At 71.5% G+C, this 24,303-nt stretch carries 23 protein-coding genes; 14 read left to right on the plus strand and 9 right to left on the minus strand.

All coding sequences use genetic code 11. The features are described from left to right. The first annotated feature begins 503 nt into the window (after nt 1-503). The 3 genes from AB0M93_RS42375 to AB0M93_RS42385 all read left to right on the plus strand — a co-directional run bounded on the left by AB0M93_RS42375 (nt 504) and on the right by AB0M93_RS42385 (nt 4,295). Complete coding sequence (locus AB0M93_RS42375) at nt 504-2,270, plus strand: glycoside hydrolase family 18 protein (RefSeq protein WP_364285351.1); 1,767 nt, start codon at nt 504-506, stop codon at nt 2,268-2,270. A gap of 48 nt (nt 2,271-2,318) precedes the next feature. Next, on the plus strand, nt 2,319-3,071 hold the full coding sequence (locus tag AB0M93_RS42380; protein ID WP_364285535.1) for an IclR family transcriptional regulator: 753 nt from the start codon (nt 2,319-2,321) through the stop codon (nt 3,069-3,071). A gap of 72 nt (nt 3,072-3,143) precedes the next feature. Beyond that, nucleotides 3,144-4,295 carry a 4-hydroxybenzoate 3-monooxygenase gene (locus tag AB0M93_RS42385; protein ID WP_364285353.1) on the plus strand — a complete coding sequence of 384 codons (1,152 nt, stop codon included), beginning with the start codon at nt 3,144-3,146 and terminating at the stop codon, nt 4,293-4,295. 19 nt (nt 4,296-4,314) lie between these two features. On the opposite strand, the gene AB0M93_RS42390 is transcribed toward AB0M93_RS42385, so the two are convergent. From AB0M93_RS42390 to AB0M93_RS42400, 3 genes are read right to left on the minus strand one after another with little or no spacing between them, the layout of a single operon-like run. Continuing rightward, nucleotides 4,315-6,096, minus strand: a complete 1,782-nt coding sequence (locus AB0M93_RS42390; protein ID WP_364285355.1) for a HAMP domain-containing sensor histidine kinase — start codon at nt 6,094-6,096, stop codon at nt 4,315-4,317. Beyond that, the gene (locus tag AB0M93_RS42395; protein ID WP_364285357.1) at nt 6,086-6,781 is read right to left on the minus strand and encodes a response regulator transcription factor; all 696 of its coding nucleotides are present in this window, start codon (nt 6,779-6,781) and stop codon (nt 6,086-6,088) included. The genes AB0M93_RS42390 and AB0M93_RS42395 overlap by 11 nt, the downstream gene beginning before the upstream one ends. Before the next feature lie 53 nt (nt 6,782-6,834). Then, complete coding sequence (locus AB0M93_RS42400; protein WP_364285359.1) at nt 6,835-8,355, minus strand: FAD-dependent monooxygenase; 1,521 nt, start codon at nt 8,353-8,355, stop codon at nt 6,835-6,837. A gap of 90 nt (nt 8,356-8,445) precedes the next feature. Here AB0M93_RS42400 and AB0M93_RS42405 point away from each other — a divergent pair, with 90 nt between their 5' ends. The 3 genes from AB0M93_RS42405 (at nt 8,446) to AB0M93_RS42415 (ending at nt 10,521) form a co-directional block, all read left to right on the plus strand. Continuing rightward, the gene (locus tag AB0M93_RS42405; protein ID WP_364285361.1) at nt 8,446-9,165 is read left to right on the plus strand and encodes a TetR/AcrR family transcriptional regulator; all 720 of its coding nucleotides are present in this window, start codon (nt 8,446-8,448) and stop codon (nt 9,163-9,165) included. Nucleotides 9,166-9,661: 496 nt separating this feature from the next. Beyond that, entirely contained in the window at nt 9,662-9,904 is a 243-nt protein-coding gene (locus AB0M93_RS42410; protein ID WP_364285363.1) for a hypothetical protein, read from the plus strand. Between the two features lie 104 nt (nt 9,905-10,008). After that, nucleotides 10,009-10,521: a hypothetical protein gene (locus AB0M93_RS42415; protein WP_364285365.1), complete on the plus strand. Its 513-nt coding sequence runs from the start codon at nt 10,009-10,011 to the stop codon at nt 10,519-10,521. A 46-nt stretch (nt 10,522-10,567) separates the two neighbouring features. Here the strand turns inward: AB0M93_RS42415 and AB0M93_RS42420 are convergent, their stop codons facing one another. Then, entirely contained in the window at nt 10,568-13,159 is a 2,592-nt protein-coding gene (locus AB0M93_RS42420; RefSeq protein WP_364285537.1) for an exo 1,3/1,4-beta-D-glucan glucohydrolase, read from the minus strand. Nucleotides 13,160-13,412: 253 nt separating this feature from the next. Next, on the minus strand, nt 13,413-13,895 hold the full coding sequence (locus AB0M93_RS42425; RefSeq protein WP_364285367.1) for a DUF2199 domain-containing protein: 483 nt from the start codon (nt 13,893-13,895) through the stop codon (nt 13,413-13,415). Between the two features lie 76 nt (nt 13,896-13,971). On the opposite strand from AB0M93_RS42425, the gene AB0M93_RS42430 reads away from it, so the two are divergent. Then, the gene (locus AB0M93_RS42430; protein ID WP_364285369.1) at nt 13,972-15,204 is read left to right on the plus strand and encodes a pentapeptide repeat-containing protein; all 1,233 of its coding nucleotides are present in this window, start codon (nt 13,972-13,974) and stop codon (nt 15,202-15,204) included. A gap of 4 nt (nt 15,205-15,208) precedes the next feature. On the opposite strand, the gene AB0M93_RS42435 is transcribed toward AB0M93_RS42430, so the two are convergent. Continuing rightward, the gene (locus AB0M93_RS42435) at nt 15,209-15,685 is read right to left on the minus strand and encodes an Lrp/AsnC family transcriptional regulator (RefSeq protein ID WP_364285539.1); all 477 of its coding nucleotides are present in this window, start codon (nt 15,683-15,685) and stop codon (nt 15,209-15,211) included. Nucleotides 15,686-15,819: 134 nt separating this feature from the next. Here AB0M93_RS42435 and pdhA point away from each other — a divergent pair, with 134 nt between their 5' ends. From pdhA to AB0M93_RS42470, 7 genes are all read left to right on the plus strand, one after another. Next, complete coding sequence (pdhA, locus tag AB0M93_RS42440; protein WP_364285371.1) at nt 15,820-16,896, plus strand: pyruvate dehydrogenase (acetyl-transferring) E1 component subunit alpha; 1,077 nt, start codon at nt 15,820-15,822, stop codon at nt 16,894-16,896. After that, a complete protein-coding gene (locus tag AB0M93_RS42445; RefSeq protein ID WP_364285373.1) occupies nt 16,896-17,891 on the plus strand; it encodes an alpha-ketoacid dehydrogenase subunit beta in 996 nt (331 codons plus the stop codon). Before pdhA ends, AB0M93_RS42445 begins: the two co-directional genes overlap by 1 nt. After that, nucleotides 17,884-19,068, plus strand: coding sequence for a dihydrolipoamide acetyltransferase family protein (locus tag AB0M93_RS42450; protein ID WP_364285375.1), 1,185 nt, complete (start codon nt 17,884-17,886; stop codon nt 19,066-19,068). The genes AB0M93_RS42445 and AB0M93_RS42450 overlap by 8 nt, the downstream gene beginning before the upstream one ends. A 55-nt stretch (nt 19,069-19,123) precedes the next feature. Beyond that, nucleotides 19,124-19,672, plus strand: coding sequence for a hypothetical protein (locus tag AB0M93_RS42455; RefSeq protein ID WP_364285377.1), 549 nt, complete (start codon nt 19,124-19,126; stop codon nt 19,670-19,672). Beyond that, nucleotides 19,669-20,634: a hypothetical protein gene (locus tag AB0M93_RS42460; protein ID WP_364285379.1), complete on the plus strand. Its 966-nt coding sequence runs from the start codon at nt 19,669-19,671 to the stop codon at nt 20,632-20,634. The genes AB0M93_RS42455 and AB0M93_RS42460 overlap by 4 nt, the downstream gene beginning before the upstream one ends. A gap of 85 nt (nt 20,635-20,719) precedes the next feature. After that, nucleotides 20,720-21,265: a hypothetical protein gene (locus AB0M93_RS42465; RefSeq protein ID WP_364285381.1), complete on the plus strand. Its 546-nt coding sequence runs from the start codon at nt 20,720-20,722 to the stop codon at nt 21,263-21,265. Continuing rightward, complete coding sequence (locus tag AB0M93_RS42470) at nt 21,262-22,122, plus strand: hypothetical protein (protein ID WP_364285383.1); 861 nt, start codon at nt 21,262-21,264, stop codon at nt 22,120-22,122. The genes AB0M93_RS42465 and AB0M93_RS42470 overlap by 4 nt, the downstream gene beginning before the upstream one ends. A 9-nt stretch (nt 22,123-22,131) precedes the next feature. Here AB0M93_RS42470 and AB0M93_RS42475 read toward each other — a convergent pair whose 3' ends face one another. The 3 genes from AB0M93_RS42475 to AB0M93_RS42485 are packed head-to-tail and all read right to left on the minus strand — an operon-like array spanning nt 22,132 to nt 24,109. Beyond that, entirely contained in the window at nt 22,132-22,620 is a 489-nt protein-coding gene (locus tag AB0M93_RS42475; protein ID WP_364285385.1) for a putative immunity protein, read from the minus strand. A 38-nt stretch (nt 22,621-22,658) separates the two neighbouring features. Then, on the minus strand, nt 22,659-23,792 hold the full coding sequence (locus AB0M93_RS42480) for an FAD-dependent oxidoreductase (protein WP_364285387.1): 1,134 nt from the start codon (nt 23,790-23,792) through the stop codon (nt 22,659-22,661). After that, nucleotides 23,789-24,109 (minus strand): bifunctional 3-phenylpropionate/cinnamic acid dioxygenase ferredoxin subunit, encoded by a 321-nt coding sequence (locus tag AB0M93_RS42485; protein ID WP_364285389.1) that lies wholly within the window; start codon nt 24,107-24,109, stop codon nt 23,789-23,791. Before AB0M93_RS42485 ends, AB0M93_RS42480 begins: the two co-directional genes overlap by 4 nt. Between the last annotated feature and the right edge of the window lie 194 nt (nt 24,110-24,303).

Genomic DNA, 24,303 nt, shown 5'->3' on the forward strand with positions numbered 1-24,303 from the left:
GCCGCGTCAAGGCGGGAAAGCGTGCCTTGACCCGGCGTGCCGGCCGCTGATGCGGCTGCGTATCGGGTCGGCAGGGGGGTGTGGGCGGTGGGGGTTGCGGCTTTGGGGGTGTGTGGGGGAGCGGCTGCGCCGCTTGTCTGGTCGGGCGGCTGCGCCGCTGCTCAGTTGCGGGAGCGTGGTGGGTAGGGCAGCGGCTGCGCCGCTTGTCTCGTGGGGCGGCTGCGTCGACAGTCGGGCGGGAGGGCGGGCCGGCTGCGCCGTTGCCCGGCTGCGGATGCGTCGTGGGGGATGCGGCTAGCGCCGCCATTCGGGCGCGGGAATGCGGCTGCGCCACTCGAGTGCGGGGCGTGGCGGGATAGTGCGGCCATCGCCGCCACGCGAGTTGCCGGCGCCCCTCTTGCAGAGCGCGGCCACCGCCGCCACCCGGGTTGCCCGCTCACTTTGGTCTGGACAATTTACACATTGGTCCAGACAATAAGGTCTCCCCTGAACTGGAGGACCCCATGAGGCGTTCCCGGCTGTTCGCAACCCTTGCCGCGTTCCTGCTGGTGCTCTCCGGCCTTGCCGTCGGCTCCGCCGGTGCTGCCAACCTGCTCGCCAACCCCGGCTTCGAAACCGGGTCGCTCTCCGGCTGGACCTGTGCCAATGCCTCCGCTGTCAGCACGCCGGTTCACGGTGGGAGCTATGCCCTTTCCGGCACCCCTGCCGGGGCTGACTACGCTCAGTGCTCGCAGACCGTGTCCGTTCAGGCCAACACCACCTACACCGTCTCCGCCTGGGTGCGGGGCAATCCCGTCTACCTCGGGATCACCGGTGGGCCCTCGACCTGGTCCGGCAACTCCGGTGCCTACAACCAGCTGTCCCTCACCTTCACCACCGGCAACCAGACCTCCGCTCAGCTCTACCTCCACGGCTGGTACGGCGCCGGCACCTACTACGCCGACGACGTCGTCCTCGATGGGCCCGGTGGCAACACCCCCGGTACTCCCTCGGCTCCCGGTGCCCCGCAGGTCGGGGCCGTCACGAACAACTCCATTGCGCTGAGCTGGGGTGCCGTCGGGGGCAGCGTCACCGGGTACCGCGTCTACGAAGGCTCGAGCGCCGTTGCCACCGTTGCCGGGACCAGTGTCACCGTCGGTGGCCTGAAAGCCTGTGAGACCCACAGTTACGCCGTCGCCGCCTACAACGGTGCCGGTGAGTCCGCCAAGAGTGCGGTTGCCACCGCCACCACCAGCGGTTGTGTCGATTCCGGGCTGCCGAAGCACGCCCTCATCGGGTACCTGCATGCCAGCTTCGCCAACGGCTCCGGCTACGTGCGGATGGCCGATGTGCCCGCCGCCTGGGACATCATCGATCTGGCCTTCGGGGAACCCACCTCCGTCACCTCCGGGGACATCCGCTTCACCCGGTGCTCCGCCGCCGAATGCCCGAACGTCGAGAGCGATGCCGACTTCGTTGCCGCCATCAAGGCCAAGCAGGCGCAGGGGAAGAAGGTGCTGATCTCCATCGGCGGGCAGAACGGCCAGGTGCAGCTGACCACCGCCGCCGCGCGGGACACCTTCGTCAGCTCCGTCTCCGCCATCATCGACAAGTACGGTCTCGATGGCCTCGATGTCGACTTCGAGGGCCACTCGCTGTCGCTCAACGCCGGGGACAGCGACTTCCGGAACCCGACCACGCCCGTCGTCGTCAACCTGATCTCCGCGCTGAAGTCGCTCAAGGCCAAGTACGGCTCGCGGTTCGTGCTCACGATGGCGCCCGAGACGTTCTTCGTGCAGGTCGGCTACCAGTTCTACGGCGGCACCAGCGCCGGTGACGCGCGGACCGGGGCCTACCTGCCCGTCATCCACGCCCTGCGTGACTCGCTCACCGTGCTGCACGTCCAGGACTACAACTCCGGCCCCGTCATGGGGCTCGACAACCAGTACCACAACATGGGCGGCGCCGAGTTCCACATCGCGATGACCGACATGCTCAAAGCCGGCTTCAGCGTCGCTAACACCGGCCAGTTCTTCCCCGGCCTGCGGCCGGACCAGATCGCCATCGGCCTGCCTGCCGCGGTCAGTGCCGGGAACGGCTACACCTCGCCGTCCGACGTCCAGACGGCGGTGAACTGCCTGGTCAAGGGCAGTGGCTGTGGCTCCTACACGCTGCGCGGCGGGACCTCGCCCGGCTTCCGCGGGCTGATGACGTGGTCGATCAACTGGGACAAGTACTACGGCTGGGAATTCCAGAACAGCCACGAGCCGTTCCTGAACGCCCTGCCGTGAGCGTCGGCGGTGTGCCCCGCCGCTTCGGTGGGGCACACTGCTGACGTGGTGAAACCGGCGCAGGGCGAGTCCGTGCTCTCGCGCGTCGTCCGGATCTTCGAGACCTTCGGGCCGGACACGCCGGCATTGCGCGTCACCGACATCGCGCGGCGGGCGGACCTGCACATCGCGACCGCGTCGCGGCTGGTCGAAGAGCTCGTCGGGCACGGCTGGCTGCGGCGCGATCCCGACCGGCGGATCCGCGTCGGCGTCCGGCTGTGGGAACTCGCGTCGCGCGCGTCGCCGACACTCGGGCTGCGCGAGGCCGCGATGCCGTTCATGGAAGACCTGCACGCCGTCGTCGGGCACCACACCCAGCTCGCGGTGCTGGAAGACCGCGAGGTGCTGTTCGTCGAGCGGCTCTCGGCGCCCGGCGCGGTCGTCAACGTCACGCGTGTGGCCGGACGGCTGCCGCTGCACGCGTCGTCGTCCGGGCTCGTGCTGCTCGCCCACGCGCCCGCGGACCTGCAGGAACAGGTGCTGGCCGGACCGCTGGAAGCCTTCCGCCGCACGACGCTGACCGAGCCGTCGCGGCTGCGGCGGTTCCTCGCCGACGTCCGGCGCACCGGGTACGCGTTCTGCGCGGGCTTCATCGACGAGGAGACCACGGGGATCGCCGTCCCGCTGCGGGGAGCGGACGGCGACGTCGTCGCGGCGCTGTCGGTGATCGTGCCCAACGACCGGAACGCGCGGGCGCAGATCCCGGCGTTGCGCGCCGCGGCGCGCGGGATCTCGCGGGCGATGGGAAATTCCTCTCACTGAATGAGAATGCCGTAGTGGCGGGCGGTGCGGCCGATCCATGCTCGGGCTCTGTCGCGTGAAAGGACGTACCCCGTGCGCACCCAGGTCGTCATCGTCGGCGCCGGCCCGGCCGGGCTGCTGCTGTCCCACCTGCTCGGTCTCGAAGGCGTCGACTCGGTGCTGCTCGAACGGCAGACCGCGGAGTACGTCCAGGCCCGCATCCGGGCCGGCATCCTCGAGGCGGGGACGGTGGAGCTGCTGCGGGACGCCGGCCTCGGCGCCCGGCTCGACGTCGAGGGCATGGAGCACCGCGGCATCCACCTGCAGTGGCCGGAAAACCGGCACCACGTGGACTTCGCGGACCTGATCGGCCGGTCGGTGACGGTCTACGGCCAGACCGAGGTGACCAAGGACCTGATGGCGGCGCGGGAAAAGGCGGGCCGCCCGGCGTACTACTCGGCCGGCGACGTCACCCTGCACGACGTCGCCGGGCAGCCGTCGGTGACCTTCGTGGACGATTCCGGGGTGGCGCGGCGGATCGAGGCGGACGTCGTCGTCGGCTGCGACGGGTTCCACGGGCCGAGCCGGGCGGCCGTCCCGGCCCCGCGCGTGTGGGAGCGGACCTACCCGTTCGCGTGGCTGGGAGTGCTGGCCGACGTCGCGCCCTCGACGGACGAGCTGATCTACGCCTGGCACCCGGACGGGTTCGCGATGCACAGCATGCGCTCGCCGCGGGTCAGCCGGTTCTACCTGCAGGTGGCGCCGGATGAGGACATCGCGGAGTGGAGCGACGACCGGATCTGGACGGCGCTGTCCGAACGGCTCGGCGTCGCGGGGTGGACGCTCGAGACCGGGCCGATCACGGAGAAGAGCGTCCTGCCGATGCGCAGCTTCGTCGCGACGCCGATGCGGCACGGAAACCTGTACCTGGCCGGGGATGCCGCGCACATCGTGCCGCCGACCGGGGCGAAGGGGCTGAACCTGGCGGTCGCCGACGTCGCGCTGCTGGCTCGCGCCCTGACGGCGTCGTTCCGCGGCGACGACCGGCTCGTGGACGCGTATTCGGAGACGGCGTTGCGGCGGGTCTGGCGCTGCACGCACTTTTCGTGGTGGATGACGTCGATGCTGCACCGCCACGGCGACGACTTCGACGCCCAGCTCCAGCTGTCCCAGCTCCACCGCACGGTGACGTCGACGGCCGCGAGGACCGAACTCGCGGACAACTACGCCGGCCTGCCCCTGTAACCGTGTGACGGGAGGGGCATCACGGCTGTGCGTCCGGCGCTGCGGGGGCGCCGTGATCCGGCTTTGGTAGCCGGACGGTGAACGTCGATCCGGTGTCCACTTCGGACTCGACGGTGACCGTGCCGCCGTGCGCCGCCACCAGGTGGCGCACGATGGCGAGGCCGAGGCCGCTGCCGCCGGTCTGGCGGCTGCGGGACTTCTCGGCGCGCCAGAACCGGTCGAACACGTGCGGCAGGTCCGCCGCCGCGATGCCGGTGCCGGTGTCCGCCACGGCGAGCGTCACCGCGTCCACAGTGGACGACACGCGGATGGTCACCCGGCCGCCCGCCGGTGTGTGCCGGATCGCGTTGGTCACCAGGTTGCCGACGACCTGCCGGAGCCGGACCGGGTCGGCCACCAGCGCGGTGTCGCCGTCGGCTTCGACGGTGAGCCCGACGCCGGCCGCGGCGGCGCGGTCGGTGTGCGCCGCGGCGACGTGATGGGCGAGCTCGGCCGCGTCGAGGAGCTCGGGACGCAGCCGCAGCCGCCCGGCGTCGGCGGCCGCGAGGTCCTGCAGGTCGTCGACGATGTGCTGCAGCAGCACGGTTTCTTCGAGCAGCGACGCGGTCAGCGACCGGTCGAACGGCAGGTGCCCGTCTTCGGCGGCCTCCAGCCGGCCGCGGATGACGTTGAGCGGGTTGCGCAGCTCGTGGGCGATGTCGCTGACCATCTCCTTGCGCTGCTCCTCGATGCGTTCCCGGCGCGCGGTGAGGTCGTTGAACGCGGCGGCGAGGTAGCCGACCTCGTCCCGGCTCTTCACCGGCGCCGGGCGGTCCTGTTCCGCCGCCTCGGTCAGCGCCCGCAGCGGGCGGGAGAGCCGGGTCGCGACCAGCACGGTCAGTGCCATGGCCAGCACCAGCACCCCGCCGGTCACCGCGAGGATCCGGGTCAGGTTCTCCCGGGACAGCGTGAACGTCGGCAGCTGTGACCCGCCGGGACCGAGCGTGAAGAGCAACGCGGGCGGCGCGACGTACGGCGTGAGCTGTTCGCGGCGGACCGAGTCGAGGCAGCCCTGGGCGGTCCGCGAGTCGGGGGCGTCGAGGATCGCCAGGTCGAGGCCGAGCTTCACCGGATCGGCGCCCTGGCTCAGCAGGCAGCGGTTGACGGCGTCGTTCAGGCTGGTGAGCGCGGCCTGCTCGGTCCGCGTCGGCTCGGCCAGCTCGTACAGCCCGCACTTGCTCGCGAAGTAGCGCGCCGACAGCGGGTCGAGCCCGCCGAGCTGCGGCCGCCCGCTCGGCGAGTCGCGCACCTGGGCGGGCAGGCCGACCGCGCCGAGGCAGGCGGTGGCTCTCGCGGCCAGCGCGGCGAGGTCCTCGCGTTCCGCGGGCGGCAGCTTGAACGGGCCGGTCGCGCGCGGGTCGATGCCGCTCGTCCCGGCCTCGGGCAGCAGCACCGGGTCCACGTGCAGCGGGTCGACCGACGCGGTCGCCTTGACCGGCAGGGTGACCGGCGCGCCGCCGGAGTCGCCGAGGACGCGGCGGTCGACGGTGGTCAGCACGATCCGCCGGCCGGTCTGCTCCGACAGCGCCCGCAGCCGGGGACCGACCTGGTCCCACGTGTGGTTCGCCGCGGCGAAGCCGAGCAGCTCGGTGTAGATCGTGGCGTCCCCGGAGAGCGCCTGGCCCTGCTCCTGCTGGATCGCTCGGGTGGTGGTCTGCACGGCGAGCCACGCGGTCGCCGCGATGGAGGCGAGCGCGATGAGCAGCGAGACGGCGGTGAGCCGGACGACCAGGCTGCGCCGCCGGGGAAAGCTACGTGTCATTTTCCGCCGTCAGCTTGTAGCCGACGCCGAAGACGGTCCGCAGGTAGACGGGCTTCTGCGGGTCCGGTTCGAGCTTCTTGCGCAGGTTGAGCACGTGGACGTCGATGATCCGGGTGCTGACGAACCGGTCGTCGCCGCGGGTCAGCTCCAGCAGCTGCCGCCGGGTGAACACCCGGCCGGGCTGCCGGATCAGCGTCTCCAGCAGCTGGAACTCACCCGGCGTCGTCTCCACCGGGCGGTCGTCGACCGACACCTCGTGCCGCACCGGGTCCAGCCGCAGCCCGCCCGCGCGCAACGCGGTGTCAGGCGGCTCGCGCCGGCCGGCGGTGCGCCTGAGCAGCGTCCGCACCCGCGCCATCAGCTCGCGCGGGCTGTAGGGCTTGGTCAGGTAGTCGTCCGCGCCGAGGTCGAGCCCGAGCAGCAGGTCGTCCTCGGTGGCCCGGGCGGTGAGCATCAGGACGGCGACGTCGGACTCCTGGCGCAGGATCCGGCAGACGTCGAGGCCGTCGACGTTCGGCATCATCACGTCGAGGACCAGCAGGTCCGGCCGCTCACGCCGGGCCGCGTCGAGGGCCGCCCGGCCGTCCGGGGCGAGGACCACGGAGTGGCCTTCGCTTTCGAGGTAGAGCCGGAGGACTTCGGCCTGCTTATCGTCGTCCTCGGCGACCAGCACACGTGCGCACACGGGATCGAGGTTAGGCGTCCTGACACCGTGGTCACCCGATCCTGACCGGATCTTCACACCTCCGGGCCGAGCCAGGTCCGCAGCGCCGCGCGAAGCCCGTCCTGGCCGCCCTTGTCCAGCGTGAGCCACGCGACGTGGCCGTCCGGGCGGATCAGCGCGGCCATCGGCTGGTCCGGGTACGCGACCGGGCGCGCGGTGACGGTCGTGACCCGGTCCGCCCACGGCCCGGCCACGGCCGCGGCACCCGCGCCCGCGTCCAGCAGCACGGCCCGGCCGGAGCGGAAGTGGCGGGCCAGGGTGGTGCCGTCGGTCAGGGGCAGGTCGGGGACGCGCCGGCCGATCAGCGGGTGGTCGCCCGGCAGGTCGTAGTGCTGCCACTGGCCGCCGATCATCGACACGACGTGGGTGGCGCCGTCCGGGGTGTCCAGCAGGCCGGCCACCACCTCCCGCAGCGCGTCCGCCCGCGGGCCCCGGGCGGTGCTCAGGGCGGTCTGCGCCATGCTCCACTTCTGCACCCACGCGCCGATCGGGTGACGTTCGGCTTCGTAGCTGTCGAGCAGCGCGTCCGGCGCCGCGCCGCGGGCGACGAGCGCGAGCTTCCAGCCGAGGTTGACCGCGTCGCCGAGGCCGAGGTTCATGCCCTGGCCGCCCGCGGGCGAGTGCACGTGCGCGGCGTCTCCGCAGAGGAACACCCGGCCGCGCCGGTAGGTGGTGGCCTGCCGGGTCGTGTCGGCGTAGCGGGTGGCCAGGTGCACGCGGGTGACCGTCACGTCGGTGCCGCTGACCCTTCGCAGGCTGGCCTGCATCTCCTCCGCCGTGACGGGCGCGTCCCGGTCGGCGGGCGGGCCGGCGTACTCGACGGTGTGCACGCGCGGCGGCCCGTCGCCGTCGGCCCAGCCGCCGAGGGTGTAGGCGCCGTTTTCGCCGTGCTGCCAGTCGCCCGCGGTGAGCTTGTGCGCGTCGACGAGGTCCACGACGGCCTGGCGGCCGGTGAAGACCGGGTCCACGCCGGGAAAGCCGAAGCCGGCCAGCCCCCGCACGGTGCTGCGCCCGCCGTCGGCGCCCACCAGCCAGGCGGCGCGGACGGTCTCGGGTCCGATGTGGACATCAACCCCACCGGGCTCCGCGTCGAGCCCGGTCAGCGCGGCTCCTCGGCGGATTTCCGCGCCGAGTGCCGACGCCCGTCCGGCGAGGATCGTCTCGAGGTCGCCTTGGCTGACCACGCCCGCGCCGAGGAACTCCTCGCCGGGACCGGGTGGCTTGAGCCGGTCGGCGCGGATGCCGATCCCGGCGAAGTGGCCGACGAACGATTCCCGGGGCAGGCCCGCCGGCACCTCGGGCAGCGCCCCGAGCCACCTGAGAGCGGCCTTTTCGACGGCGGGCAGCAGGCCACGCAGGTGCAGCGCGTGCACCGAAGGCGCGTTGACCCCGCGGGCGCCCATGGACCCGAACCGGGTCGGCGGCGGTTCGGCGTCGCGTTCGAGCACCAGCACCCGGGCGCCGCCCAGCCGCAGCTCGCCCGCCAGCATGAGGCCCACCGGGCCCGCGCCCGCCACCACCACGTCGTAGTCCATCGCGTCCCCCCGAAAACCCGGCAACATCGTTCCTGGTATTCGGCAGGTTAGCGAACTGGGTACAGTGTTCGCAATATCGAGGAGGTGCCGGTGCCCGACCACCCGGTGATCTGGATGCGTCCCGAACACGGGACCCGCGGCCCGAAACCCACCCACGGCCGTCGTGACGTGGCGGCCGCCGGCGTCCGGATCGCCGACGCGGAGGGCATCGACGCCGTGTCGATGCGGCGGATCGCCGCCGAACTCGGCACCGGCACGACCTCGCTGTACCGGTACGTGTCCAAGAAGGACGACGTACTGGAGCTGATGCGCGACGAGGTGATGGGGGAACTGCGCGGAACGACACTGCCGGCCGGCTGGCGCCCCGGCCTGCGCACCATCGCGTTCCTGCTGCGCGAAACGGCGCTGCGGCACCCGTGGCTGCCACCGCTGACGTCCGGTCGCGCCAACCACGGCCCGAACAGCCTGTGGTGGATGGAGCTGACGCTGTCGGCGTTCGACGGAATGGACCTGGACGCCGACGAGATGCTGGCGGCCCTCACCACGCTGTCGGCGTTCGTGCTCGGCCACGTACTGGCGGAACTGGGCGACCGGGAGGCGGCCAGGCGGACGGGGCTGACCCACGAGCAGTGGATGGAACAACAGGGCGAGTACGGCCCTTCGATCATGGGCAGCGGCCGGTACCCGCGGCTCACCCGGGTGATGATCGAGGCGGAGACCCCGCACGCCGCCGACCGCCAGGACCGGCAGTTCGAGGCGGGGCTGGCGCGGGTGCTGGACGGGCTGGCCGCCCACCTGCCGGGGAACTGAACCGGGCCGTCAAGTCTTGAAGGTTCACGGGGAACCTTCAAGACTTGGGGCGACGAGGCGCCGTGCCACCGGCCCTCATCCGGGTTCCGTGCTCCGACTTCACCGACTCGACCCGCGGAACCGTGTGCCGAGCTGGTCGGCACACGGCGTGCACGTTAACCGGGTGGCGGCCGGGTGACAATACTGGTCTATACCGGAATCGGCCGCTTTGTGGCCTCGAATATGGTCTGAGCTGCGAAAACCACGCCGAGGAATGCCGTACCGGCTGGACAACAGTTTGGACACCCGGAGGTCTTTGGACGCCTTCTTCGATCGATAAGTGCGTCGGGCCGGATCGAGGTGCGAGTATCGAGGCGTTCCTGCCGGTGCGGTGCCGTTCGGGCAGGGAACGTCCGGCGCCGAGTGCCACCTCGCGTCCGACGGGGGACCGGAGTCTCCGACTTCACCGACTCGACCGTAGCCCTTGGCACCCGAGGGCAACACTGGAGTATCGATCATGCGGATGAATCAGTTCTGGCCGTGTGTGGTCGTCGCGGGTGACAGGCTCGCTCTGGTGTCCCGCCGGGTTGTCCTGATCATGATTTTGATCTGGTTCGAAATGCGCTTGGCCGGAAAGGAGCTGTTGCCGGCCCTTTTCGTGGCTCTTGCCGGCGTCGGTATCTCGATCGATTGCGGTGCGCGCTTCTCGCTGGTACTGAAGTGGGACCTTTCTCCCGTGTCCGGCGACGGCACCGAATGAGTCTCCGAGTGGCACCGGGGTGGCGGCGGCCGCTGCGATCCACCGGGCTCGAACTGCGCCGTGACGCCACCGTCGCCTTTCCGCGTAGCCCCGACACCCTCCGAATGTCGGAAAAGGTGGTGCTGGAGCCGGCCGGCTTGGCGCCGGCTACCGTGCCGGAATTCCTGGCGGTACTGCGGATCGTGCTCGAAAAGTCGGGCCTGACGGCCGGTCAAGTAGCGGCGAAGACGTCGATCGCGCGAAGCTCCGCGTACAACCTGGTGGCCCGCTCCAGGACCGCCTTGCCGGTCGATGAGGACCAGGTTTGGCTGTTCCTGGGCGGCTGCGGTCTCCGCGTGGAGCAGATCGACATGCTCATGCGAGCCTGGCGACGGTTGGCTGCCGAGCGTCGCAGGCGCAGCGAAGCGACCGGCTTCCGGTCGGCTCGCGCCGGAACGGCGGCTCGCCGCCGTGAAGCGGACGTCGGGGTGGACGGCTGCATCGAAGGGCTCCAGCGAGCCCGAGCGGCCGGCGATCTCGCTGACGCAGTCGGCTGGGTACGGAAGCTCAAGCGGGCGGTGCTGGCCGAGCGTGCCGATCCCGGGGAGATTGGTGTGTCTCGGGCGAAGCCCGGCTGAAACGTGAACCGGGCCGGGAGCGGAGTCGCTCCCGGCCCGGTCGCCGTCAGGTCAAGCTCGAACAGGGTCTTGCGTCAGGATCCTGAGCCCCCTTCGGGACCCACCGCACGTTCGCGAACGAAGCCTGGAACTTCCCGTCCGTGTACACCAGGAACGGGGTGTTGATGTGCTCGAAGTCCAGCCCGTTGTTGAAGCAGGACACCGGGATCTTCACCGTCGTCTTCGGGCCGCCCGCCAGGTCCGTGAACAGCTTGGTCGCGTTCACCTCGGAGAAGCACGGGTAGACGCAGTGCATGCTGATCACCGTCCGGTTGGCCGGTGCCTGTTGCACGATCGTGTCGAACTCCAGTGCCGCGTCGGCGTTGAGGTAGCCGCGCAGGTCGTTCGTGCCCGCCGTGTTCTGCATGTACAGCTGGGCCGCGCCCGCGCCCGTCCACGTCGCCTTGAGGCCGTCGCCCTGGACGTTGACGTCCGTCGGGACCACGTTGATCTCGCTGTGCGATGCCGTGCCGTCCGGGCCGATCACCGTGCCGCCCCAGTTCTCCGCCGAGCCGATCTGGCTCGTGTACGGCGGGACGTCGGTGCGGTCGTAGATCGACAGGTCCTCGGTCGCCGTCCCGCCGCCGCCGGTCGAACCGCACGACGCCGGGCCGGGCGTCTCGTCCAGAACGCCGACCGTGGCGCGCTGCCCGGTCTTCAGGCCGTAGCCGAGCTTGAACAGCGGGTCGTAGTCCGGCGACCACGGGTTGAGCGGCGACTGGCACGCGCTCTTCGGCCACGAGTAGCTCAGCGTGCCCTGGTAGCCGGTGCCGTCCTTGCCCTTGACCAGCATGTCCGCGACGCCGCCGCCCTCGGTGCCCGGCAGCCAGGCCGCCACGAACGCGTCGGAGCGGTTGATCTCCTTGTTCATGTACAGCGGGCGGCCGCCGACGTACACGGTGACGACCGGGGTGCCCTTGCCGCTGACCTTGTCCAGCACGGCCAGGTCCTCGGGGTAGAGCTTCGACGCTTCGAGCGTCTTGCGGGTCAGGTCGCCGACGCCCTCGGCGTACGGCGTCTCGCCGATGACCGCGATGACCGCGTCGAAGCCCTTGGGGTCGACGGTGCCGGTGGCGTCGAAGGTGACGTTCGCGTCGCCCAGGTCCTGCTTGAGGCCGCTCAGGATCGAGGTGGCGTTGGGGAAGTCGGCGTTGGTGTTGCCCGTTCCCTGCCAGCTCAGCGTCCAGCCGCCGGTCTGGTTCTGGATGTTGTCGGCGCTCTTGCCGACGACCAGGACCTTCGACGCCGGCTTCAGCGGCAGCACGTTGCCGTTGTTCTTCAGCAGCGTCTGCGACTCGCGCACGGCGTCACGGGCCAGCCAGTTGTCCTTCAGCGCCTCGTCGGAGTTCGCGTAGGAGCGGTCGGACGGCTTCTGCGACTCGAACAGGCCGTCGCGGAGCTTGACGCGCAGGATGCGGGTGACGGCGTCGTCGATGCGGGACATCGGGATCTGGCCGCTGCGCACCTGGGCGACCGTGTTGGTGATGAACGCCTTCCAGTCGGCGGGCACCATCACGATGTCGATGCCGGCGTTGATCGCCTGCGGGCACGAGGAGTTCGTGCAGCCGGTGACCTGGCCGATGCCGTTCCAGTCGGACACGACCAGGCCGTCGAAGCCCATCTTGCCCTTGAGGATCTGGTTCAGCGCCTTGTCGCTGCCGTGCAGCTTGCCCTCGTTGATGCCGAGGTCGGCGTTGGTCCAGCTGTTGAACGACACCATCACGGTCTGGGTGCCGGCGGCGAGCGCGCCGTAGTAGCCCTGGCCGTGGATGTTGATCATGTCGGCCTCGGAGGACGGGTTGACGCCCTGGTCCTGGCCCTTGATCGTGCCGCCGTCGCCGATGAAGTGCTTGGCGGTGGCGATGACGCCGTTGTAGCCGATGCGCTTGGTGGCGCCGTCCTGGAGACCGTCGATGGCTTCGAAGCCGTAGGCGCGGGTGATGCGCGGGTCCTCGGAGAAGCCTTCGTAGGTGCGGCCCCAGCGGTCGTCCTGGACGACGGCGAGAGTGGGCGAGAAGGCCCAGTCCTGGCCGGTGGAGCGGATCTGCCGCGCGGTGGCGCCGGCGACGTCGCGGACGAGGCACGGGTCGTGCGCGGCGCCGAGGCCGATGTTGTGCGGGAAGACGGTGGCGCCGTAGACGTTGTTGTTGCCGTGCACGGCGTCGATGCCCCAGATGACGGGTATCCGGGTGCGGCTGGTCTTGGACGCGTTCCAGTAGGCGTCGGCGAGGTTCAGCCAGTCCTGCTGGGTGGCGTGCTTGTTGCCGCCGGGCCACGCGCCGCCGCCGTTGAGGACGGAGCCGATGGCGTACTGCTTGACCTCGTCGGGGGTGATCGAGGTGATCTCGGGCTGCGTCATCTGCCCGACCTTTTCCTCGAGGGTCATGCCCGCGAGGATCTGGGCGATGCGCGCCTCGTCGTCGGCCTTGCCCTTGAACCGGCTGTCGACCTTCGGCCAGTCCGCGAGGGTCGGCAGGCTCTTCTCGATCTTCGCGCAGCCGTCCTTGTCCTTGGCGGGCTGCCCGATGACGGGCTGAGCGGGTGCCTCGGCCTGGGCGGGCAGCGCCGAGGCGGCCCCGCCCAGCAGGCTCAGGCTCATCAGCGTGACGAGCGAACTTCGGCGCGCACGTGACCACGCGCGGGATCTTCTGGCCATGGTCTGGTCCATTCTGCGATGAACGGCGGACCGGCCGATCCTCACCGGGTTGCGGGGGCGGCGTCAATAGGTTTCGAGGTAGTTATTTCTCGACATAAAATAAGAGTCGTCCGGCGACCTGGTGACGTGGTGTCCTGTCTAGCGGGCCGGGTGACCGGCGGCAAGGGTGCGTGCGGGCAACGGTTTTGCCCGTTCGTCAGGGGTGCCGGAGGAGTTCGGCGACGGCCTGCACGCGGATGAGCGTGATCCCGTCCCGCTGCTCGACGGCGAGGGGGTGATCGGTCGGTTCGAGCTCGATGAGCGGCCGTTCGCCGGGCGGCCGGGTGTGCAGCCGGGTCTTGAGGTTCAGGGTGCCGGGCTCGTAGCCGGGCAGGTCGGTGGACAGCCACCCGAAGTACGGCGGCTCGGCGGCGCGGTCCGGGCTGTCCCAGAGGTCTTCGGCGCGGAAGAAGTTGTCCTTGCTGACCGAAACCCAGACGCCCCACTCGAAGTCCTCGTCGGCGTCGAGCACCGGGAGGACCACCCGGCCGCGGAGGAAGTAGTGCTCGCCGCCGATGACGCACCGTTCCGGCTCGAGGACGTCGCCGGCGGCGTCCTGCCAGAAAGCGGGGGCGGGGGCGCCGTAGGCGAACGGCAGTTCGGCGTGGTGCTCGCCGCAGCAGGTGCAGGTGTAGCCCATCCGCGCAGCGTAGGGGGTGCCGGGGCCGACCGGGTGAACTTCCCGGGCGTGGCGGCGGAACTGCGATCCTGGGTGGATGGGGGATGGTCAGCGGGCGAACCGGCTGCTCTCGAACCGGACGATCGCCGTTTCGGCGGTGGTCCTGGTCCTGCTCGCCGCGGCGGCGTGCTGGGTGCTGCTGTCGCTCTACGGGCGCGGCACGGACGCGGACAAGGCCCGGCTGGAAAGCGTCCGGACCGTGGGCACGATCGTGCTGGGGGCGGGCGGGTTCATCGCCCTGCTGCTGGCGGCTCGCCGGCAGCAGACGGCCGAGCACGACCTGGCCACGAAGCGCCACGACCTCCTGCTGCGCGAGCAGGCCAACGAGGACGCCCGCCACGACGCCGCCGAGCGGCGGATCAGCGACCTCTACCTCAAGGCCGTCGAGCAACTGGGCGCGGAGAAGGCACCGGTCCGGCTGGCCGGCTTCTACGCGCTGGAGCGGCTGGCGCAGGACAACCCGGCGCACCGGCAGACCATCGTGAACGTGATCAGTGCCTACCTGCGCATGCCGTACGACCCGCCGGGCGACGAAGCCGACCGGGACCGGCACCGCGCCTGTTCGGAAGAGCGAGAGGTGCGGATGACGGCGCAGCAGATCCTCACCGGCCACTTGTCCCCGGCCGGGCCCGACCGGGCCCGGTACTGGCCGGACCTCGATCTCGATCTCCGCGGAGCCGTCTTGATCGATCTGAAGTTCCACGACTGTTCGTTGCGGAACGCGAACTTCGCGCGAGCCAGGTTCCTCGGGCAGACGTCGATGCTGGGCATCAAGTTCCGGGGCAGCACGAGGTTCGACGACGCGGTCTTCGAGGGGGAGGCGTGGTTCGCGGAAGCGGAGTTCTCGGACAGCACCCGGTTCGACCGCGTCACGTTCCTCGCCGACGCGAGGTTCGACGAAGCCGCGTTCTTCGGGGCGACGGTGTTCCGCCGTGCGCGGTTCCGGCGTGACGCGCGGTTCGAGAAGGCCCGGTTCGCCGGGAAGGTCATCTTCAGCGAGGCAGCGTTCGACGGCCGCGCCGACTTCTCCGGCGCGGCGTTCTCGGATGCGGCTTACCTGCCGGGGGTGGACTTCGGGCGCGATGCCCGGTTCGTGGAGGTGACCTTCGCGAGGGACGGCTGGTTCATCAACGTCGAGTTCGGCGGGAACACCGACTTCAAGCAGGTGACGTTCAGTGAGGAAGTCCGGTTCGTGGATTGCACCCTGGACGGCGTCCCGTACGCCCCGCCGGAGTGGAAGCCGCGGCCCGAGTACGAGGATCTCGACTGACCCGTCAGCCCAGCACCGACCCCGGCAGTTCCTCGAAGATCAACCACGTCCGCGTCGACCGGACTCCCTCCAGGGCCTGCAGCCGCTCGAGGACCACGTCGCGCAGCGTCGAGTTGTCCGGTGTGCGGACCAGCAGCAGGATGTCGAAGTCGCCGCCCACCAGGGCCACGTGGTCGACGTACGGGATCTCGTGCAGGTCCGTCGCCATCGTGCGCCAGGACGTCTGCTCCACCGTCACCATGATGTACGCCGATGTCCCCAGACCCGCCCGGCGCGGGTCGATCCGGGCGCCGAAGCCCGTGATCACTTCCTCCGCCAGCAGGCGCTCCAACCGGGCGTACGCGTTCGTCCGCGAGATGTGCAGGCGCTCCGCCAACGCGCGCACCGCCAGGCGGCCGTCCGCCGACAGCTCCGCCAGCATCGCCCGGTCGACCTCGTCCAGGGCCGGGACCGTTCGTCCCGTCAGCGCGCCGTGAGCCAGGGCATCGGTGGACGTTTGGTCCGCGCGAGCGGTCTCGGGAGACCGTTTGTCACTCATTTCCGCCAACCCTTGAACACAACACCGCCGAGAACCACCATTTCAGCATCATATGTCTGCGAGAGGTGGTGTGCGTCATGGCCGCTGAGACCCTGCTGCCGTCCGCTACCCCGGTGCGGTTCGTCGCCGAAGACGGGAGCCGGGCCGACGAGCACGGCGGGTTCGGCGAGCCCGCCGAGGAGCGGCTCAAAGAGGCCTACCGGCTGATGGTCCTGGGCCGCCGGTTCGACGTCCAGGCGACCGCGCTCACCAAGCAGGGCCGCCTCGCCGTCTACCCCTCCAGCGCCGGGCAGGAAGCCTGCCAGGTCGCCGCCGCGCTCGCCCTCGAAGCCAAGGACTGGCTCTTCCCCACCTACCGCGACTCCGTCGCCCTCGTCGCCCGCGGCTTGAAGCCCGGCGAAGTGCTGACGCTGCTTCGCGGCGACGCGCACTGCGGTTACAACCCGGTCGAGACGCGCGTAGCGCCGCAGTGCACTCCGCTCGCGACGCAGACGCTGCATGCCGCCGGTCTCGCGCACGCGATGCAGCGACGTGGCGAAGACGCCGTCGCGCTCGCGCTCATCGGGGACGGCGCCACCAGCGAAGGCGACTTCCACGAAGCGCTCAACTTCGCGGCCGTCTTCAAGGCGCCTGTCGTGTTCTTCGTGCAGAACAACCGCTTCGCCATCTCGGTGCCCTTCGAGAAGCAGAGCGCCGCGGCCGCGCTGGCGTACAAGGGCATCGGCTACGGCATGCGCTCGGAGCAGGTCGACGGCAACGACGCCGTCGCCGTCCTGGCCGTCCTCGACGACGCCGTGAAGCACGCGCGCGAAGGCAACGGCCCCGTTCTCGTCGAGGCCCACACCTACCGCATCGACGCCCACACCAACGCCGACGACGCCACTCGCTACCGCGACGCCGACGAAGTCGCGAAGTGGCGCGAAGCGGACCCGCTCAAGCGGCTCGAAACGCACCTCAAGAGCCGGAACCTCCTGCAGGACAGCGAGATCGAGCAGTTCGCGGCCGACGCCGAGGTGTTCGCCCAGTCCGTCCGCGACACGCTGAACGCCGAGCCCGAGCTCGACCCGCTGTCGCTGTTCGACCACGTCTACGCCGAACCGACCCGCCAGCTGCAGCGGCAGCGGGCGGCCCTCGCAGCCGAACTGGAGGCCTGATGACGACCACCATGGCGCAGGCGCTCAACGCGGCCCTGCGGGACGCCCTCAAGGACGACGACCGCGTCCTCGTGTTCGGCGAGGACGTCGGCACGCTCGGCGGCGTCTTCCGCGTCACCGACGGCATCACCGCCGACTTCGGCGAGGACCGCTGCTTCGACACCCCGCTCGCCGAGTCCGGCATCGTCGGGTTCGCCGTCGGGATGGCCATGGGCGGCTTCCGCCCGGTCGTCGAAATGCAGTTCGACGCCTTCGCCTACCCCGCCTTCGAGCAGATCACCTCGCACGTCGCGAAGCTGCGCAACCGCACGCGCGGCGCGCTGGAACTGCCGATGGTCATCCGGATCCCGTACGCCGGCGGCATCGGCGGCGTCGAGCACCACTGCGACTCCAGCGAGGCGTACTACACGCACACCCCCGGCCTGCGCGTCGTCACGCCGGGCACCGCGCAGGACGCCTACGACCTGCTTCGCGACGCCATCGAGTCGCCCGACCCGGTGATCTTCCTCGAACCGAAGTGCCGCTACTGGTCGAGCGAAGAAGTCACCTTCACCCGCAGCGGCCCCGCCATGGACCAGGCCGTGATCCGGCGCCACGGCAAGGACGTCACGCTCATCGCCTACGGCCCGATGGTCGCCACCGCGCTGGAGACCGCCGAAGCCGCGACGGCCGAGGGCTGGGACGTCGAGGTCGTCGACCTGCGCTCGCTGTCGCCGTTCGACGACGAGACCGTGACCGCATCCGTGCGCCGCACCGGGCGCGCGGTCGTCGTGCACGAGGCCGCCGGCTTCGGCGGCTACGGCGCCGAGGTCGTCGCGCGCGTCACCGAGCAGTGCTTCCACCAGCTCCACGCGCCCGTCCTGCGGGTCACCGGGCTCGACATCCCGTACCCGGCGCCGAAGCTCGAGCGCCACCAGCTGCCGGACGTCGACCGGATCCTCGACACGATCGCGCGCCTGCAGTGGGCCGACACGCCGGTGGTGGCCGGTGCCTGACTTCCTGCTGCCGGACCTCGGCGAAGGCCTGACCGAGGCGGCGATCGTGGACTGGCGGGTCAAGGTCGGCGACACCGTCGACGTCGACCAGGTCGTCGTCGAGGTCGAGACGGCGAAGGCGGCGGTCGAGGTGCCGGTGCCGTTCGCCGGCGTGGTGTCCGCGCTGCACGGCGAGCCGGGCCAGCTGCTGCCGGTCGGGGCGCCGCTGCTGAGCGTCGGCGGGTTCGCCGAACCCGGTGTCACCACGTCTGCCGGCAGCGGCAACGTCCTGATCGGGTACGGCACCGCGCCCACGACGCGGCGCAAGCGCGTCCGGCGTCCGGTGAGTGCCCCGGCGCCCGCGCGGCCGAAGCAGGCGCCCGGGGTGATCTCGCCGTTCGTCCGGAAGCTGGCCGCGGACAACGGGATCGACCTGGCGAAGGTCCACGGCACCGGCCCGGACGGGATCATCCGCCGCGCCGACGTCGAAGCGCTGCTGCGGAAGCCGGCCGGGGGCGGCAGGCGGATCCCGCTGACCGGGGTGCGCAAGGCCGTCGCCGACAAGCTCACGACGTCCCGGCGGGAGATTCCCGAGGCCACGGTGTGGGTGGACGTCGACGCGACCGGCCTGGTCGCCGCGCGGGCCGCGCTGAACGCCGGGACCGACCGGCCGGTGAGCCTGCTCGGGCTGATCGCGCGGTTCGCCGTCGCGGGGCTGCGCAAGTACCCCGAGCTGAACTCGCGGGTCGAGGGTGACGAGATCGTGGTGCTGGAGCAGATCCACCTGGGTTTCGCCGCGCAGACCGACCGCGGCCTGGTGGTGCCGGTCGTGCGGGACGCCGGTGCGTTGTCGACGCGCGAGCTGTCGGCGGCGATCGGCGACCGCGCGCGGACCGCCCGGGACGGCAAGCTCGCGCCCGCGGACCTCACCGGCGGCACGTTCACGGTGAACAACTACGGCGTCTTCGGCGTCGACGGCTCGGCCGCGATCATCAACCACCCCGAGGCGGCGATCCTCGGCATCGGCCGGATCATCGACCGGCCGTGGGTGGTCGACGGCGCACTGGCGGTCCGGAAGGTCTGCGAGCTCACGCTGGCCTTCGACCACCGCGTCTGCGACGGCGGCACGGCCGGCGGGTTCCTGCGGTTCGTCGCCGACTGCGTCGAGTCACCGGTCACCGCCCTCGGCGACCTGTGACGACTCACCGGCCGAGTTGGCCGGTGGGGCCGGTGGCGGCACCTAAAGTGGGCGCGTGACGACTCCGGCGCAGCACGACCGCGACCTGGCGGAGGGGCGCGTCGCCCGGCTCAAGCAGGACCTGCGGGACGGCTTGGCGCCCCCGCCCGAGGACGTCGAGGCGATGGACGAGCTCGTGGCGGCGGCCCACCGGCTGCTCGACGCCGAGCGGGCGTTCGACGAGGCCGAGCACCGGCTCGCGAACGCGGAGCTCGAGTCCCGGCATGCGGCGACGCAGCGCGCGGTCGTCTGGTTCGCGGCCGCGCCCGTGCTGGTGCCCCTGGTCGCCGGGGCGCTGGTGCTGTTCGAGGTGCTTTCGCCGCTGTGGCTGCTGTTGCTGGTGCCGTTGTTCGGCGCGGGGTGGTGGATCGGGTTCGCCCCGGTACGGCGGTCCGGGCCGGTCATCCGCGAGCGGACGCGGGCGGCGTGGACGGGCAGCGTCACGGCGGTGCTGCTGGTGGGCGCGCTGCCGCCGTGGTCCGGGACCGTCGTCTGCACGATCCTGACGGCGCTGGGCGTCGCGGGCACGCTCGCGCTGCTGTGGCGGGAAAGCCGGATCCCGTGAGCCACGGCTACGCGACCTACGGCGATGACCCGGAGTTCTCGCAGGAGTACGCCGAGCCGGCGGATCCGGCGCGCCGCGACCTCGACGAGCTGTTCGCGGCGGTCGACGGGCTGCGCGAGGCCGACGACCGGCTGGGCCAGGACGTCGCCGACCTGACCGAGCGCCTCGAGAGCGGCGCCCCGGACGACCGGATCGCCCTGCTCGGGAGGCAGCTGGAGCGGCTGCAGCAACAGGTCCGTGTCCTGGAGCGCGCGGTCCGCGTCGCGGACGGAGTACCGCAGGCGGACCTCGACGACGTCGGCCCGGAGACGCGCGCCCTCGCGGCGGAGGCGGCCCGCTGGGACGACCTGCACAAGGAGCTGGTGACGAAGGACCAGCGAGCCAGGTACGCGGAGGAGATCGCGCACCTGGACGCGGTCCGCGCAGCGCTTTCCCGGTGCGACGCCGACCTGCTGGAGGTGATCCGCGTCCTGGCGTCGACGGACCGTGCTTCTCGCGCTCGCGGCGACGCGGAATCGTCGTTGCGGGCGTTGTCGACCCGGCGCCGGACGCTGCTGGACGAAGAGATCCCGGCGGCTTCGGCGGCGGCGGAGACGGCCCGCTTGTCGTTGCGCGAGGCGGACGCGGTCGAGGCCCGGGTGGTCCCCCAGCTGGAGCGAGCCGAACGAGCGTGGCACGACCTGCAGGTGCGGTTGCGGACGCGGATCACGGACGCACTGGGGTCGAGCGCACTGCTGCCGATGTGGTTCGGCAACGCGCTGGGGGTGGCACCGCCGTCGGGGACGTCGGGTGACGCGTGGATCCGCACGGCGGCGTCGGTGCTGGCGTACCGGGTGACGTTCGGGGTGACGGACCCGGCGCTGCCGATGGGGCCGCCGGCACCGGAGGGGGCCGACACGACGGAGCGGCGGTGGACCTGGCGGGCGCGGCTGGAGTCCGATTTGGACGAACTCTCGCTCTGACGCCCCGGTTCGGCCGATCGGCTGAATCCGGGACCCGACCGGCCTGGTGCGGAACATCGCCGCACGCCCCGGCGACTGTAGGGCCATGGAAGAGCCCGGGGAGAGCACCAGCAACGTCGTGCGCGGTGACGTGCACGGCAACGTCGTCCAAGCCGGCAGCGTCGGGCACGTGCACCTGAGCGAGGTGCACCACCACGAGGCCGTCCAGCCCGACTTCCGGGCCGAGGGCGAGCGGGCCCTGGACCGCAAGGACTACGAGACGGCCATCGCGCAGCTCGGGCAGGCCCGCCGGGCGGCGGCGGATCCCGAGCTGGACTTCCTCTGTGCCCTCGCGCTCCTTCGCGGCCGGCGGCCGCACCGGGTCAGGTCGAACCGGGAGCTGACCGCCGTCCGTGACGGTCTCCGCCGCGTCGTGCTCCTCCCGCACGCGCGGCTGCTCCTGCTGCTGATCGACGAAGACCGCGGCCGGTGCTGGGAGCGGGGCGGCGGTGTCTCCGAGCTGGTGCCCGCGCTCGTGGCCGCGACGGAACCGGAGCAGGTCCGGCGGATCCTCGACCACCTCAGCGCCCCGGAGAACCGGGTGTGGCAGCTGCTCGCCGCCGCGCACCGGGGATGGGAGACCGGACGATGACGCTGTCCGAGACCGCCGACGACCGCCGGGAGATCGTCGACCGGTACTTCGCGCGGGTGCCCACGGCGGAGGAACGGACGCGCGTCTGGATGTACGCCGGCGGCGGGGCCGCGCTGATCGTGCTCGGCGTGCTCATCGCCGTCGTCGATGCTTGGTTGCCCGGGATCGGGGTGATCGCCCTCGGCGTCGGCGCGTTGGCGCGCGGCCTGCCGCTGTACGAGGCTTACCGCGACGCCAGCGAGGCAGCGCTGCCCAAGCCGCGGGACGCGATCATCGACAAGATCCGCGACCACGAGCTCGCCAAGGTCCGGCGGCGCGCCTTGGACCGGCTCGACCTGACCGCCGAGGACCTCGAGCTGGAGCCCGCCGACTGGGACCCGCTGGCCGGTCCCGGGCTCGGCGCGGCACCGCGGGAGCCGCTCGTCGTCACGGGCCCGGTTCCGACGTCCCGGGCGATGCGCGGCGGTGACGGGGTCTGGCGGTTCTCCCGGTACGCCGTCCTCGTGCTCTGCCCGACCGACTACCACCTGGCCCTGTACCGCTGTGTGATCGACCTGCGCGTCGCCGGGCTGTTCCAGGAGGAGACCCACGAGTACCACTACGCGGACGTGGTCGCGGTCTTGACGGCGGTCAGCGACGGCAGCGACCTGCCCGCGGAAGACGAGGGCGGCCTCCGGTTCGAAAAGGCGTTGCTGCACGAGTTCCAGCTGGTCGTCGCCAGCGGCGACCGGACCAGGATCGTCTTCGGCATTTCCGACGAGCACCATCCCGACCGGCAGGTCAGGCTGCCGCCTTCGGGTATCGACCCCGTCGTCCGCGCGGTCCGCACCATGCTGCGGGACAAGAAAGCCGGCTAGCTCGGCACGTCAGCCGCGCAGGGCGGACTCCAGCCTGCGGTGCAGCTCGCCCAGGCGGGTGCGGCCCGGTTTGCCCGGCGGGAACTTGCGCAGGAGGGCTCGCACCTCCGGTGGGGCCTGCGACAGCGCCCACTCGATCTCCGCCTCCGCGGAACCGCCCGCCAGCTCGCGTGCCAGCGCCGCCTGCTGGGCCGGGCCGACGATGTGCTTCACCTGGTGCGGTGACTCCAACGGGTGCAAGTACGCCGCCCCGGCTGCGCCCACCGCGGCGCGGGCCGCTGCTGCGGCCGCCGGGCCGGGCGCCGAACCCGCTGCCGCCAGCGCCTCCCAGGCCGCCGTGCGCAACGCCTTTGTCCGCGGGCCTCCCGAAGCGAACTCCCGCGCCGCCGCGATCGCTGCCGCCGGGCGGGGGTCGTCCGCGGTCAGCGGCAGCACCCGGGCCGCACACGATGCCGCCCAGCCCGTCAACGCCCGCAGCTCGTCAAGACCCAGCTCCATACCCCTGAAGCGTATCCTTGAACCGCCGGTTGAGACTTTCAGACGACCGCCGGGCGGCGCAGCACCTGGCGTCGGAGGCGGTTGAACAGCTTGGCGTTGTTCCACGCGAAGACCGCCACCACTAAGCCGTCGCGTGAGAACGTCGCCACGAACGAATCCGACGCCGGGTCGCCGTCGACGAACGAGAGCGTGTCGTCCGGGCGTGGGTGGCCGGCCAGCTGCAACGTGCCCGCATACTGGTCCGACCACACGTATCCGCTCGGGGTGTAGGTCCGGGCGGTGTGGCCGGCCAGGAGGTTGGCCACCGCCACCGGTGCCTGCTCCGACGCGTTCGTCCAGTGCTCGTGCCGCCGCCCGCCGTACCGGGCCACGTCGCCCACCGCGACCACCTGGGGGAGCCCGGTGACCAGTCCCGCGTCCGTGTGGACGCCGTTGCCGACCTTCAAATCGGACCCGGCCAGCCACCCGGTCGCCGGCACCATCCCGACGCCCGTCACGACCACGTCGGCCGGGACGACCTCACCGGACGCCAGCGAGACGCCGGCCGGTGACAGGCCGGTTACCTGGACGCCGCAGCGCAGGTCCGTGCCGTTGTCGAGGTGCAAGCGGGCGCACACAGCCGCCAGCTCGGGGCCCAGCACCGGGGCCAGCGGCGCGGCCAGTGCCTCCAGGACGACCACGTCGAGGCCCAGCGATCGGCAGGTCGAGGCCACCTCCGCCCCGATGAACCCCGCGCCGACGATCGCCACCCGCACCCCGGGCACCAACGCGGACCGCAACGCGACCGCGTCGTCGACCGTCCGCAACACCGAAGCGCCCTCGAAGCCCGGCAGTGTGCGCGCGTGGCCGCCGGTGGCGATCACGACGCCGTCCGCGTGCACCGAGGTGCCGTCCGACAGGACGACCCGGCGGTTGGCCGGCTCCAGCGCCGTCGCCTGCACGCCGAGCCGGAAGTCCAGGGCCAGCGACGCCAGGTCGCCGGCGTCGAGCAGGTCCAGGGACTCGCGTGCCGCCGTCCCGGCGAGGAAGCCCTTGGACAGCGGCGGCCGGTCGTAGGGCAGGTGCGCTTCCGCGCCGATCAGCACGATCCCGCCGTCGTACCCCTGCGCGCGCAGCTCCTGCGCCGCGCGGACCCCGGCGAGCGACGCGCCGACGACCGCGATGCGCTTCACGCGGCGTCCTCGTCGGCCACGCCCTCGACGTAGACGACGCCCTCGTCGACGACCACGGTGTACGTGCGCACCGGTTCCTTCGCCGGCAGGCACGTCGGCACGCCCGTGCGCAGGTCGAACTGCGCCGCGTGCAGCGGGCACTCGACGAAGCAGCCTTCGAGCCAGCCGTCGGCCAGGGAGGCGTCCTGGTGGGTGCACGTGTCGCCGATGGCGTACAGCTCGCCGTCCTCGGTGCGGAACACCGCGATGGCGGGCGGCCCGGGGATCCGGACGGACTCACCGGCCGGCAGCTCGTCGACCGTGCACGCGCGAATCATGACGCCTCCGGTAGTTGCGCAGAGGGGAACATCAACCGTGATACGCAACAAGTCTGAGTCCGGCGCGCAGCCGCGTCAAGGGGATACGCGTGGGTAGTTCCGTTGCCGGTCAACGGAGATCGCGGGCACGCCGAAGGCCCGGGGCGGCACTTTCACGTGAAAGTGCCCGATACCGCACGCCCACCAGCCCGGGA

Source organism: Amycolatopsis sp. NPDC051102, from assembly GCF_040682815.1.
Classification (GTDB): domain Bacteria; phylum Actinomycetota; class Actinomycetes; order Mycobacteriales; family Pseudonocardiaceae; genus Amycolatopsis.